Source organism: Chryseobacterium sp. CY350, from assembly GCF_027945075.1.
Classification (GTDB): domain Bacteria; phylum Bacteroidota; class Bacteroidia; order Flavobacteriales; family Weeksellaceae; genus Chryseobacterium.
Genome location: NZ_CP116034.1, coordinates 1,124,456 through 1,137,306, shown reverse-complemented (window position 1 = coordinate 1,137,306; position 12,851 = coordinate 1,124,456). Strand labels below are relative to the sequence as shown.

Genomic DNA, 12,851 nt, shown 5'->3' with positions numbered 1-12,851 from the left:
TTTTATGAGCTCAGCAACCAAACATGGCCCCTTATTTACTATTTCAGATATTATTTATTTGGTATTAGGAGTAATTTCTGCAAGTTTTGCGTTAAAATCTTTTCTCGTTCCCAATCACTTTTTAGACGGCGGCGTTACCGGAATTTCACTTTTATTATACGAAGTCTATCATTGGAATTTAGGCATAACGTTGTTTATTTTAAATATTCCTTTTATCGTTCTTGCTTATTTTCAGATCGGAAAACATTTTGCGATCAGAAGCAGTCTTACGATTCTTTTAATTGCGCTGACAATGTATTTTGTGCCTTTTCCTGAACTCACGCATGACAAACTTTTGGTTGCGATGTTCGGCGGTTTCTTTTTGGGAATCGGAATAGGACTTTCCATGCGTGGTGGCGGAACTTTTGATGGAATGGAAGTTTTAGCATTATTAACTTTCAAGAAATGCAGTTTCAGTATAACCGAAATCATTTTAGGAATGAATGTCATTATCTTCATTATTGCTGCAAAATTCTTGAAAGTGGACACGGCTTTATATGCGATTGTGACGTATCTGGTTGCAAGTCAGATCACAAAATACGTGATCGAAGGAATTGAAGCTTACACTGGCGTAACCATCGTTTCAGGAAACAGTGAAGAAATTAAAAAAGCTTTAGTTTTAACGATGAACAGAGGAATTACAGTGTATAAAGGCGAGCGAGGATTTATGAAAGAATCTTTTGAACAAAGCTCCGATGCCGATATTATTTTTACCATTGTAACTCGATTGGAGGTGAGAAAGTTGCAGAATATCGTTCGGGCAATCGATCCGAAAGCATTTATTTTTACCCAAACCGTAAGAGAACCGCAAGGCGGAATTGTGAAAGAAATTATTAAACATTAAAGTTTAAATAAATATTGAAATATTACCTTGTGAATTTTTTTGCAGGGTTTTTTGTTAATTATAATCATAAAACAGTAGAAATGTCTTAAACAAATATGCATATTTTTTATCAATAGGAACGGACTTTAGCCCGTTTTTTTAAAGAAGAAATCTAATGGCTTTAGCCGAAAGATATATTATTATTTTAATGGAATTGTGAAAATAATTTGCGGAATTTCGTGTTCTTAAAAACTGCGTCAAGTCATCAAAATTACTTAGAATTAAAGCTATCTTTACATTATGAAACGCTCCGGAACCGCAACATTACCTCTACATTACGGCAAAGTACCGCCTTGGCTCTACGAAAGAATGGCCACGCTTGGGCTTTCAATTGTAGAAGTGATGTTGGCTGATTACGGAAAAAATGAAGTTCTAAGAAGATTGGCAGATCCGTTTTGGTTTCAGAGTTTCGGTGCAGTGATGGGGATGGATTGGCATTCTTCAGGAATAACTACCTCAGTAATGGGCTCTTTGAAACGCAGCATCAATCCCAATTCTAAAGAACTCGGAATTTATATCTGTGGCGGAAAAGGTAGGTTTTCCAAAGAAACCCCGAATGAACTTCTCCTTATCGCCGACAAAACGGGTTTAAATGGAACTGAATTGGTTCGGGCAAGTAAACTTTCTGCAAAGGTTGACAATACGGCGATTCAGGATGGTTATCAGTTGTATCTGCACAATTTTATAGTTTCCGATGAAGGCAATTGGGCTGTCGTGCAACAAGGAATGAATGATGCTGACGGAACGGCAAGACGTTACCATTGGCATTCAGAAAATATGGAATCATTTGTCGACGAACCGCACAAAGGTATTCAGGGGATCAATCGCGGAAATATTTTAAATTTAACAGCCCACGAAGCCAAGGACAGCCGAAAAGGGATTCTGGAAATTTCTCATACCAACTCAGAGAAAATCATGCAGGATTTTGCGAATCTTATTTTGCCGGCTCATCACGACGTGCGCGCTTCTGATGTTGATCTGAAAAAACTGGGTACACTTTTGTACATGACCAGAGAAAATCAACCCGAAAATTTTGAGGAATTGCTTTTGTTAAAAGGTGTTGGTCCGCGAACGTTGCAAAGTCTGGCTTTGGTGAGCGAGGTCATTCATGGTGCGCCGTCCAGATTTAGAGATCCAGCGAGATTTTCCTTTGCACATGGCGGAAAAGACGGCCATCCTTTTCCGGTTCCGATCAACGTTTATGATGACACGATTTCTATTTTACAGAAAGGAATTGAAAAATCTAAGCTGGGAAATTCAGATAAATTACAGTCAGTCAATAAGCTTCATACCATTATTGCGGAGGCCGAGAAAAATTTTAAACCTAATTTCGATATCAATGATGTCATTGAAGAAGAACGTCAGAACTCGTGGAGGTTTGGTGGAAAAACTGTATCCGGAGACGCGGAAAAACCTTCTAAACCAAAACCAATTCAGCTTTCTTTGTTTTAATTTTTAAATTGAATTTAAAATAATTGGAGGTTTAGAATTTAAATCAAATAAAGTTTTCCATTCCTGTAAAATTTAAATGATTTAAAAATTCTTCTTAACTATCATCGGATAACAAAAATGATTTAAAAATTTAAGATTAGAAAATCCTAATCAATGTGAAAAATTTCTGTTTAAAATTCCAATAAAAGCTTTAATTTTAAAACATTAACGCAAAAATCCTGTCCATGAGCAATAAAGTCTTTGAAGTATACTCAGATTTTCCCTTTTTCTTTGAAGAAGAGCTTGCCGAAATCTTTCTGGCTCACGAAAAAGTGGTTTTCAGGAAAGGAGATTTTATTCTCGAAGAAGGTAAAACGGCGAACGAATATTTTATTTTAGAAAAAGGTCTGGCAAGGTCGTTTGTTAATGATTTTAATGGTAATGATGTAACCACACATTTTTTTGTTGAAAATGAAATTATTATCGAGGTGTCGTCACTTTTTCAGAGAATTCCAACACAGGAAAATATCGTCTGCATCACCGATTGCGTTTGTCAAAAAATTGATTTTGATACTTTCCAGAATTTATATCACAAAATACAAAATCTCAGCGAATGGGGAAGAGCCTGGATGTCAAACGAACTTTTCACCTATAAACAGAGGTCTGTGGAGATGTTTACACTCTCGGCTACCAAAAGATACCTCAATCTTTTACAACATAAACCGCATGTTATACAATTTGCCCCTTTAAAGCAAATCGCTTCTTATCTGGGTATTACAGATACTTCACTGAGCAGAATCCGCAAAGAACTGGTTTCTCATTCCAGAAAAGTATAAATCTTGTCTTATGGCAAGTAGATTTTCATTTTGACTTGGTAATTTTGGTTATAAGCTAATCTTTAAAATTCCAAAATGGAAATCACAGATATTTATGTCAATCTTCCCGTAAAAGATGTCCGGAAAACAAGAGAATTCTGGACGAAATTAGGCTTTTCTATCAACGAACAGTTTTCTGATGAAAAAGCAATTTGTGTGGTTATGAAAGAAAATCATATATACACCATGTTCCTTCAGGAAGAATTTTTCAAAACATTCACCGACCGACCGATTGCAAACGGAAAAACCACAAACTCTTTTAGCAATCGGCGTTAACTGTAGAGATGAAGTCGATGAAATGATGCAAACAGCGACCGAAAATGGAGGCTCAAAATACAGCGAGCCAAGAGATCACGGCTGGATGTATCAAAGTGCATTCGCAGATCCCGACGGTCATCAGTGGGAAGTGATGTACGGAGATGTTTCTCAAATTCCTTCACAATAATATCTATTCAATTAAAATCTAACTCAAATAAAATCAATATGATGAATGTACAATATATTTATGTAAATCTTCCTGTAAAGGATATTTCGAAAACAAAAGAATTCTGGACGAATCTCGGATTTGGAATCAATGAAGAAATATCGAACGAGAATGCTGTTTGTGTTAATTTAAATGAAAATATGTTTGTTATGTTTTTAACGGAAGAATTCTTCCAGACTTTTTCTGAAAGACCCGTTCCGAACGGCGACACTACTCAGGTTTTGGTTGCAATCGGTATGAGCAGCCGCGAGGAAGTCGATAACGTTGTGAATGCAGCAGTGGCAAATGGAGCCACTCAACATGAGGAAGCGCAGGATCATGGGTGGATGTATCAAAATTCTTTTTGGGACATCAACGGGCATGGTTGGAATGTGATGTTTACCGACATTTCACAAATGCCAACTCTGTAGCAATTTTATATTTAAATCTTAACAAAAAGTAATGGATACACCAAAATCAAACAAGCTAGACATTATCGTTCCCGCGTTTCGCGGTCACAGCCAGAATTTTCTGATGGTTCTTGACGGTATTTCTGAAGAAGATGCTTTAAAAAGGATCGAAGGAAGAACCAACCATATTATCTGGATGATTGGGAATTTTCTTGATATGCGATTCGCTATGGGAAAAGTTTTAGGAGTTGAAGAAGAATTTGAATTCAAAGAATATTTTTCTCAAGGTAAAGCACTTGATGAGGGTTTCAATTATCCCACACTCGATCAGCTCAAAAAAAGTTTTCACCAGATTTCTCCTTTGGTTTATAACAAATTATTAGAAGTAACTGATGCAGATTTAGATCAAGATTTTCCGATGGGAATGAATATCGAATTCTTTACTGAAACCGTTCTGAATTTTGTCGGAATGTGCATCGGCCGTGAAGATTACCTCTGCGGACAAATCGGATTGATGCGCAGAATTCTTGGTTATGAAGGAATGAAATACGAATTCGATGAAAATATAAAGTATTAATTAAGATACCTGAAATTAAGTTCAACTAACTAACTAACTAACTAATCCCATAAAGTCATGGCTAAATTAAATCCATACCTCAATTTTGATGGTAAAGCAGAAGAAGCGTTCAATTTTTACAGAACTGTTTTCGGCGGCGAATTCGTTGGCGAAGTTCGAAAAATGGGAAACGCTCCCGGAACCGAAAACCTATCGGATGATGAAAAAAATAGAGTAATGCATATCGCGCTTCCTGTGGGTGGCGACCTGCTGATGGCATCAGACATCGTTCCTTCATTCGGGCAGAGTCTTACCGTAGGAAACAATAATTATGTTTCTATTTTCCCGGATTCCAGAGAAGATGCAGAAAGAATTTTTAAAGCACTCTCTGAAGGTGGAAACGTGGAAATGCCTCTTGAAGATCAGTTTTGGGGCGATTATTTCGGTAGTTTTCAGGATAAATTCGGAGTCTACTGGATGATTAACTTTTCAACTGACGAAGGTTACGAAGGATAAAGATGATCATAAAATTCAAAATAATTATCTTTATAAAGTAAAATATCAGAAGGGATTTTTTCAAATAAAATATATAAATAAAATAAATGAATCAGATCAAAATTGACATTACAATTCTTGCTCCCGTAGAAAAAGTTTGGGAGTATTACAACGATCCTGAGCATATTGTTCAGTGGAATTTCGCTCATGAAAGTTGGGAATGCCCTAGTTGTGAAAACGATTTGAGAGTTGGCGGAAAATTCAATAACAGAATGGAAGCCAAAGACGGCAGTTTCGGATTTGATTTTGTTGGAATTTATGATGAGTTGGTACAAAATCAACTTATAAAATATCACTTAGAAGACGGTCGAAATGTAGAAATTGTTTTTAAAAAATTAGATGAAAACACTACGAAAGTTGAGATCAGCTTCGATCCTGAAAAACAAAATTCTGTAGAAATGCAGCGTGACGGTTGGTATGCGATTCTCAATAACTTTCACAAGCATGTGGAAAATCATTAAGTGATTATTCAGTCATGATTAATCTGATCATAATGGCAAAATCTATAAAGCATACTGGTAATGATCATCATGCAGGTTCAACTGATTTTTTGAAAGGTATCATCGCAATGCCCGCAAGAAGAGCTTTGGAAAGAGAAAAAATAGATTCTTTGAAAAAACTTTCAGCCTGTTGTGAAGATGAAATCTTGCAGCGACACGGTTTTGGTGAAAACACACTCAAAAAACTGAAAAATCATATGAGCGAAAATCAGATTTCATTTAAAAAATAAAAAGCATGAACAACAATATTTTTCCTTGTCTTTGGTACAATGGCGATGGCAAAGAATCTGCAGAATTTTATTGCAAAATATTTAGCGGAACCATCACTTCAGATACGCCGATGGTTTTAAATATTGAACTTTTCGGTCAGAAATTAATGCTGCTGAACGGCGGTCCTCAATTTGAAAAAAATGCTTCAGTTTCATTTATGGTCTTGTGCGAAACTGATGCTGAGGTTGAGAATTACTGGGGTCAGTTATCTGATGGCGGAATTGTCCTGATGGAACTTGGAGAATATCCGTGGAGTAAAAAATATGGTTGGGTTCGTGATCGGTTTGGGGTGACCTGGCAATTGTATCTGGGCGAAAAACAGAGTGAACAGAAAATCATTCCCACTTTGATGTTTATTCATCAAAACAACGGAAAAGCAATGGAAGCAATGAAGCTGTACACTGATATTTTTCCAAATTCTAAAATCGGAAATGTCCTTAAATATGGAGAAGGTGTAGGAAACGAAACCCATGAAGTTCCGGAAAATGTACAGCACGCTCATTTTGAAATTGACGGTTTTTCGTTTTTCTGTATGGATAATTCTTATGATCATAAATTTGATTTTAATGAGGGAATTTCTACGGTCGTTATGACCGATAATCAGCAGCAGACTGACCATCTTTGGGATGCTTTGACGACCGATGGCGGAACAGAAAGTATGTGCGGTTGGCTGAAAGATAACTTCGGACTCAGCTGGCAGATTATTCCTAAAAAACTGATTCAACTGATGAGTGATTCTGATCAGGAAAAAGGACAAAAGGTTGCACAATCGATGATGAAAATGCAGAAAATTGTTATTAAAGATTTGGAAGAAGCTTATCATTCTTAAATCTTTTCGGCTTGCTGTTTGATGTGATTTGCCTAAAAAGATTTGCATATGAAAACACAGAACAAGTCAAAGTCGATCTCAAAAGTACCTCAGGACGGACTTTATCCTGAAATTATCAGAAAAAATTACATCGGCAGCAAAAAACTTTTTGGAAAAAAAGCAATTATTTCCGGAGGCGACAGCGGAATCGGTCAGGCAGTAGCTGTTCATTTTGCTCGCGAAGGAGCAGATGTCATCATTATCTATAAAGAAAGTGATAACGATGCAAAAGAAACGTTGAAACTTGTTGAAAAAGAAGGTCAGAAATGTATCTTGATGAAGGGAGATATTTCAAAGAAGACTTTCAGAAACAAATGTCTTGAGAAAATTAAGAAAGAGTGGAAGGGCGTAGATATTTTGGTCAATAATGCCGGAATTCAGTTTCCTAAAAGTGATTTCGAAAAAATTTCTGATGAGCAAATAGCAGAAACTTTCGATGTGAACATTATTTCAATGATTTCATTTACCAGAGATATTATAAAGGTAATGAACAAAAACGGAAGGATATTATGTACAACTTCGGTTACAGCATATCGTGGCAGCAACCATTTGATAGATTATTCATCTACGAAAGGCGCAATTGCTACATTTATCAGATCTTTGGCCGTCAATCTTGCAGAGAAAAAGATACTGGTTAACGGTATTGCACCGGGACCGATCTGGACTCCGCTTGTGAAAGAAACCTTTGAAGACATCGCTTCTTTCGGAAAAGATACTCCTCTTAAAAGAGCTGGTCAGCCTTCGGAAGTTGCTCCCGCTTATGTTTTTCTTGCTTCGGAAGATTCAAGTTTTATTACCGGCGAAATTATTCATATCAACGGAGGAGATTTTGTTGGAGGTTAATATGTTCTGATAATTCTTAGTTTGTGATAATTAAAAAAACTTTGATTTTTGCCACATGGGACTTTTGCGACAAAATGGTCATAGTTAAAAAGTTTTGGCGGACTTAGTATTAAAATTTAACATTATAAATAAATTTTTCTCTTAAACTAATTTTATGGAAACTTTAGAATACAATATCGAAATTGATGCAACTCCCGAAAAAGTCTGGAGTGTACTCTGGGACGATTTAAGCTACAGACAGTGGACTTCCGCATTCACCGAAGGATCGTTTTATATGGGAACCTGGGATGAAGGAAGTATCATGAAATTTTTTGATCCCAATAACCACGGGATGTACAGCAAAGTTTTAAAAAATGAACCCAACAAAGAAATGACATTTATTCATTTGGGTGAAATTTTTGATGGAGTAGAGGTGCCGCAAGATTGGGGCGATGCCACAGAATCTTACATTTTGCAAGAAACTGAAACAGGAACCAAGCTGACTGCCAGAATTAATGCTTCCGAAGAGTTTAAAGGATTTTTCGAAGATAAATTTCCTGCAGCTCTTCAGAATGTTAAAAATTTATCGCAAAATCAATTGTAAAAATAAAAACGAATAACACAAATATCTCTAATAATCGGATTAGCGCATTTTGATCGTAAAATTACCATCAATCGTGATTAATTTATATTTAAAAAAATAAAAATATGGAAACTTTATCTTACGAAATTATCATAAACGCCCCAAAACAGAGAGTGTGGGATGTACTTTGGGGAGAAAATACTTACAGCGAATGGACGCAATTTTTCGGATCTGGTTCGCAGATGAAAACCGACTGGAAAGTAGGTGGCAAAACCTATTTTGTAAATCATGAGGGTGCAGGAATGGTCTCTACCATCGACAATATTGAAGAACCTGATCAGATTATTTTTAAACATCTTGGTATGATAGATAAAGACGGCATAGAAGATACGGAAAGCATGGAAGTAAAACAGTGGAGCGGCTGTTTTGAAAAATATATTCTTATCGATTATGATGGCCAAACAAAACTGCATGCAGAAGTGCAAACCGAAAAAGACTGGGAAGAGCATATGAATACAGGTTTTACAAAAGGTCTTGAAGTTGTGAAAAATCTTGCCGAGGCTATTTAATTTATGTCAAATTCTTCTAAGGATTTTACTAGCTTTAAAATGATCAGTACATAATTCTGAATAAAAAATGAAACTGTTAATCATCCTTTTTGCCACATTTATTTTGGCTTTGCTTGGAACTAAAATCGTTGAAGGAAGTTGGGATCTTTTGTTTGCCGGCAATTTAGGAATGACCGTGTTCATCATTTTCACAGGTCTCGCTCATTTTAAATTTCAAAAAGGAATGGCTTTAATGATTCCTGATTTTATTCCTGCTAAATTATTCTGGGTTTATTTCACCGGGATTTTAGAAATTGTGGCAGGAATTGGATTAATGATTTCTGCAATTCGTGAGATTACCGCAATTTCACTCATTGTTTTTTTTGTTTTGGTATTTTTCGCAAATATCAATTCATCGCAAAAGAATGTCAATATTTTTAAAGGAGACTATACTGGTCCCGGAATGTCTTATTTATATCAACAGAGAATCCCGATGCAGGTTATATTAATTGCATGGACTTGGTATTTTGGAATTTACTTAAATTAAATAACACAAGTTTTCAAAATGAAACCGGAAAGTAAGTTTGCTTTCCGTTTTTTATTTTATGCGCCTTCTCTTTACCGGGAAAAGGATGTAACATTTTTGAGTTTCAGTTGTCTAATTAGTAGATGATTTTTATTTAAATAATTATTCATTTTAAAACTAAATCCATAACTACTATGACTATTAACACTAAAATTTTTGCGACCGCTCAGGTTGTCATTTCAGCCATAATGATGAATGCACAGACTTCCACAACAAAATTACCCGGCGACCCAACTTTGGTTTCCTCAAAAGCTACTTTGGAAAAATTAATCACCTATGATAAAGGGAACTTTAAATATAAGGTTGAGGATTATTTTGCAAGACCAAAGGCTTCTCAGTTTAAAATCTCGCCAGACGGGAAATATTTGTCTTATAAAGAAAAGGATAAGGACAGTAAAAATCATGTCTATGTAAAAGATCTTGCGACGGGAAAAGCCACCAAAGCACTTGTTGAAAAAGAAGATCTGATCAGAAGCTACGGCTGGTTAAATAAAAAACGTCTTTTTTATACTCAGGATAAGAGTGGAAATGAAAATCTTCACTTATACGCAGCAGATATTGATGGTAAAAATCTTAAAGATCTTACCCCTTTCGATGGTGTAACGATTGGTTTAGTTCAGATCATAAAAGACACTGACTATGTGGTTGTCACCATGAATAAAAATAACAAACAGATTTTTGAGCCTTTCAAAATAAATTTTGTTACGGGTGAAATGACTCAGCTTTTTGAAAATAAAGATCCTAAAAATCCTATTGACGGTTATCTTTTCGATAAAGAAGGAAATTTGAGAGGCTATACGATTTTAGAAAACGGTTTAACAACTAAAACGTATTATAAGAATCTGCAATCAGGAAATTTTGATCTGATAAAATCGACAGACTGGAAAGATACATTCAGCATCATGAGGTTTAATGATAATTCAAAAAATAAAGATGAGGCGTATGTTGTTACGAATCTGGATAGTGACAAATCGAGAATTGTTTTGTATGATTTAAAGAAAAATGCTGTCATTAAAGAGGTTTATTCAAATCCAACCTTTGATGTGAACTCTGTAAGCGTGGCTGGTAAAAACAGAAATTATGAACTGGATTATATCAGCTATAACGGTATTAAGAATGAAGATATTCCTGTAAGTGAATTTTATAAAGAAGTTGATAGTCAGTTAAAATCTGAATTTGGTGACAAACAGTTTTATGTGGTTTCTTCTGATGATCGCGATTCTAAGCTTCTCGTGGTTGTAGACAGTGATAAATTATACGGGAAATATTACGAGTATGATGTAAAATCTAAAAAATTAAAACTTCTTGTCGATCTTATGCCTCAGTTGAAAGAAGAGGATATGGCAGAAATGAGACCTATCGAATTCAAAAGCAGAGATGGCCTTACAATTCATGGATATATTACATTGCCAAAGGCAGCTGTTGATGGTCAAAAAGTTCCTTTGATAGTAAATCCTCACGGTGGTCCGCAAGGAATCAGAGATGATTGGGGATTTAATCCTGAGACCCAATTGTTTGCAAGTCGTGGATATGCAACATTGCAGGTCAACTTCAGGATTTCTGGTGGTTATGGAAAAGAATTTCAAAATTCTGGCTACAAACAGATCGGAAGAAAAGCAATGGATGATGTGGAAGACGGAGTTAAATATGCCATCTCACAAGGTTGGGTCGATAAGGATAAAATTGCCATTTATGGCGGAAGTCACGGTGGATACGCTACTTTGATGGGATTGATCAAAACTCCGGATTTGTATTCTTGTGGTGTTGATTACGTTGGCGTTTCTAATATCTTCACATTCTTCGATTCCTTTCCTGAATACTGGAAACCGTACAAAGAAATGGTAAAGCAAATTTGGTATGATTTAGACAATCCTGAGGAAGCGAAAATTGCGAAAGAAGTTTCACCCGTTTTTCAGATTGATAAAATTAAAAAGCCATTGTTCGTGGTTCAGGGAGCAAACGATCCGAGAGTGAATATTAATGAATCTGATCAAATTGTAAAAGCATTGAGAAGTAAAGGCTTTGAAGTTCCTTACATGGTAAAATACGATGAAGGACACGGATTCGGAAAAGAACCTAACAGACTTGAGTTGTATAAATATATGCTAGGTTTCTTCGCAGAAAATTTTAATAAATAAGCTTTAACAAAAAGTATATAAAAGAACGGAAAGTATTTTGCTTTCCGTTTTTTGTTTTAAAGAGTGAAACAAAATCGTAGTTTTCACACATTATTTCAGCGCACAGAATTCCCCTCTTCTGGAGGGGTGGCGAAAATTCTGGAAGAATTTTTGACGGGGTGGTTCTATAGCCCGGATAGAAACGGCTACCCCACAGCAGGCGATGGAAAAAGCGAAGGAGCGAGGAGTAATAGTGGATAGCCGGATAAGCTCCTGAAAAAATCTTGCAACAAAAACATGATTAACAAACGAAAAACTGAAATGTCAAAAAAAATCTTTACATTCATTAAAGTAAAACAAAAAGGACAATCGTCATAGCAATATGGAGATTGCCGAGAAAATAACAATGCCACAGAAGGAAAAAGAAAACATTATTTCGCAAACCGTATCAAATTACGGTGGAAAACTGATGTCTTTTATTCGCCCGAAAGTGAAAAATACCGAAGATGCGGAAGATATTCTGCAGGAAGTCTGGTATCAGTTTAGCAGTTTGACCAATCTTTCGGAAATTGTAAATGTCGGTGGATGGTTGTACCGCGTTACCTCAAACAAAATCATCGATAAATACCGAAAAAAGAAAACTGAAAACCTTGAAGATTTTGTCTACGAAGATGAAGACGGATCGTTTTCGATAAAAGATATTCTGTTGCTGGACGACAGCGCCGGACCAGATGTGAAAATGTTTCAGGATGAGATTTGGAAAAAACTGTTTGAAGCCTTAGAAGAACTTCCGGAAAAACAGAAACTGGTGTACATGGAAAATGAACTCAATGATAAAACTCTGCAGGAGATCGCTGATGAACAGGGAGAAAATATCAAAACCATTATCAGTAGAAAAAATTATGCAGTGAAGCATTTGAGGAACAGACTAAGACAATTGTACGAAGATTTAAATAATTAGAAATAAATAAAATGAACAATAAATATAAAAAAAGCTGGGCACTTTTAATTTTATGTCCGCTCTTGATTTTCCTTGCCGTTGCGCTGATTGTAATGTGGCTTTGGAACTGTATTTTGCCCGAAGTTATAGGCGTTAAAAGTATCAATTACTGGCAGGCGATGGGGATTTTGGTGTTGAGTAAAATTCTTTTCGGAGGTTTTCACGGGAAATTCGGAAGGGGAATGCAAGATATGAAAGAGAAACATCTGAGACATAAAATGGAAGGAATGTCTGAGGAAGAAAAAGAAAAATTCAAAGAAGTCTGGAGACAGAAATGTTCAACCGGATTCTTCAACAGAAATAACGAATAGTTTAAAATTTTTGAAGTAGTAAAGTAAAAACTAA

Annotated in this window: 18 protein-coding genes; all 18 read left to right on the top strand. The window is 35.8% G+C overall.

What is annotated here, in order from left to right; genetic code table 11:
- Nucleotides 1–4 precede the first annotated feature (4 nt).
- The 18 genes from PGH12_RS05190 (at nt 5) to PGH12_RS05105 (ending at nt 12,817) form a co-directional block, all read left to right on the top strand.
- Nucleotides 5–883 (top strand): YitT family protein, encoded by an 879-nt coding sequence (locus PGH12_RS05190; RefSeq protein WP_267597025.1) that lies wholly within the window; start codon nt 5–7, stop codon nt 881–883.
- A 279-nt stretch (nt 884–1,162) separates the two neighbouring features.
- The gene (locus PGH12_RS05185; protein ID WP_267597024.1) at nt 1,163–2,374 is read left to right on the top strand and encodes a DUF763 domain-containing protein; all 1,212 of its coding nucleotides are present in this window, start codon (nt 1,163–1,165) and stop codon (nt 2,372–2,374) included.
- 224 nt (nt 2,375–2,598) lie between these two features.
- A complete protein-coding gene (locus tag PGH12_RS05180) occupies nt 2,599–3,189 on the top strand; it encodes a Crp/Fnr family transcriptional regulator (RefSeq protein ID WP_267597023.1) in 591 nt (196 codons plus the stop codon).
- A gap of 75 nt (nt 3,190–3,264) precedes the next feature.
- On the top strand, nt 3,265–3,504 hold the full coding sequence (locus PGH12_RS05175; protein WP_267597022.1) for a VOC family protein: 240 nt from the start codon (nt 3,265–3,267) through the stop codon (nt 3,502–3,504).
- A 22-nt stretch (nt 3,505–3,526) separates the two neighbouring features.
- Complete coding sequence (locus tag PGH12_RS05170) at nt 3,527–3,673, top strand: VOC family protein (protein ID WP_271286807.1); 147 nt, start codon at nt 3,527–3,529, stop codon at nt 3,671–3,673.
- Between the two features lie 38 nt (nt 3,674–3,711).
- Complete coding sequence (locus tag PGH12_RS05165; RefSeq protein WP_267597020.1) at nt 3,712–4,122, top strand: VOC family protein; 411 nt, start codon at nt 3,712–3,714, stop codon at nt 4,120–4,122.
- 31 nt (nt 4,123–4,153) lie between these two features.
- Nucleotides 4,154–4,678: a DinB family protein gene (locus tag PGH12_RS05160; RefSeq protein WP_267597019.1), complete on the top strand. Its 525-nt coding sequence runs from the start codon at nt 4,154–4,156 to the stop codon at nt 4,676–4,678.
- A gap of 57 nt (nt 4,679–4,735) precedes the next feature.
- Nucleotides 4,736–5,173, top strand: coding sequence for a VOC family protein (locus PGH12_RS05155; protein ID WP_267597018.1), 438 nt, complete (start codon nt 4,736–4,738; stop codon nt 5,171–5,173).
- Nucleotides 5,174–5,259: 86 nt separating this feature from the next.
- Nucleotides 5,260–5,673, top strand: a complete 414-nt coding sequence (locus PGH12_RS05150) for an SRPBCC family protein (protein ID WP_267597017.1) — start codon at nt 5,260–5,262, stop codon at nt 5,671–5,673.
- Between the two features lie 32 nt (nt 5,674–5,705).
- A complete protein-coding gene (locus PGH12_RS05145; protein WP_267597016.1) occupies nt 5,706–5,942 on the top strand; it encodes a helix-hairpin-helix domain-containing protein in 237 nt (78 codons plus the stop codon).
- Between the two features lie 5 nt (nt 5,943–5,947).
- A complete protein-coding gene (locus PGH12_RS05140) occupies nt 5,948–6,811 on the top strand; it encodes a VOC family protein (RefSeq protein ID WP_267597015.1) in 864 nt (287 codons plus the stop codon).
- A gap of 48 nt (nt 6,812–6,859) precedes the next feature.
- Nucleotides 6,860–7,693 carry an SDR family oxidoreductase gene (locus PGH12_RS05135; RefSeq protein WP_267597014.1) on the top strand — a complete coding sequence of 278 codons (834 nt, stop codon included), beginning with the start codon at nt 6,860–6,862 and terminating at the stop codon, nt 7,691–7,693.
- Between the two features lie 154 nt (nt 7,694–7,847).
- Complete coding sequence (locus PGH12_RS05130) at nt 7,848–8,276, top strand: SRPBCC domain-containing protein (protein WP_267597013.1); 429 nt, start codon at nt 7,848–7,850, stop codon at nt 8,274–8,276.
- 104 nt (nt 8,277–8,380) lie between these two features.
- Nucleotides 8,381–8,824: an SRPBCC family protein gene (locus PGH12_RS05125; RefSeq protein WP_267597012.1), complete on the top strand. Its 444-nt coding sequence runs from the start codon at nt 8,381–8,383 to the stop codon at nt 8,822–8,824.
- A gap of 67 nt (nt 8,825–8,891) precedes the next feature.
- The gene (locus tag PGH12_RS05120; protein WP_267597011.1) at nt 8,892–9,350 is read left to right on the top strand and encodes a DoxX family protein; all 459 of its coding nucleotides are present in this window, start codon (nt 8,892–8,894) and stop codon (nt 9,348–9,350) included.
- Between the two features lie 173 nt (nt 9,351–9,523).
- A complete protein-coding gene (locus tag PGH12_RS05115; RefSeq protein WP_267597010.1) occupies nt 9,524–11,527 on the top strand; it encodes a S9 family peptidase in 2,004 nt (667 codons plus the stop codon).
- 361 nt (nt 11,528–11,888) lie between these two features.
- Nucleotides 11,889–12,467, top strand: coding sequence for an RNA polymerase sigma factor (locus PGH12_RS05110; protein WP_047446188.1), 579 nt, complete (start codon nt 11,889–11,891; stop codon nt 12,465–12,467).
- An 11-nt stretch (nt 12,468–12,478) separates the two neighbouring features.
- Nucleotides 12,479–12,817 carry a hypothetical protein gene (locus tag PGH12_RS05105; protein WP_267597009.1) on the top strand — a complete coding sequence of 113 codons (339 nt, stop codon included), beginning with the start codon at nt 12,479–12,481 and terminating at the stop codon, nt 12,815–12,817.
- Nucleotides 12,818–12,851 lie beyond the last annotated feature (34 nt).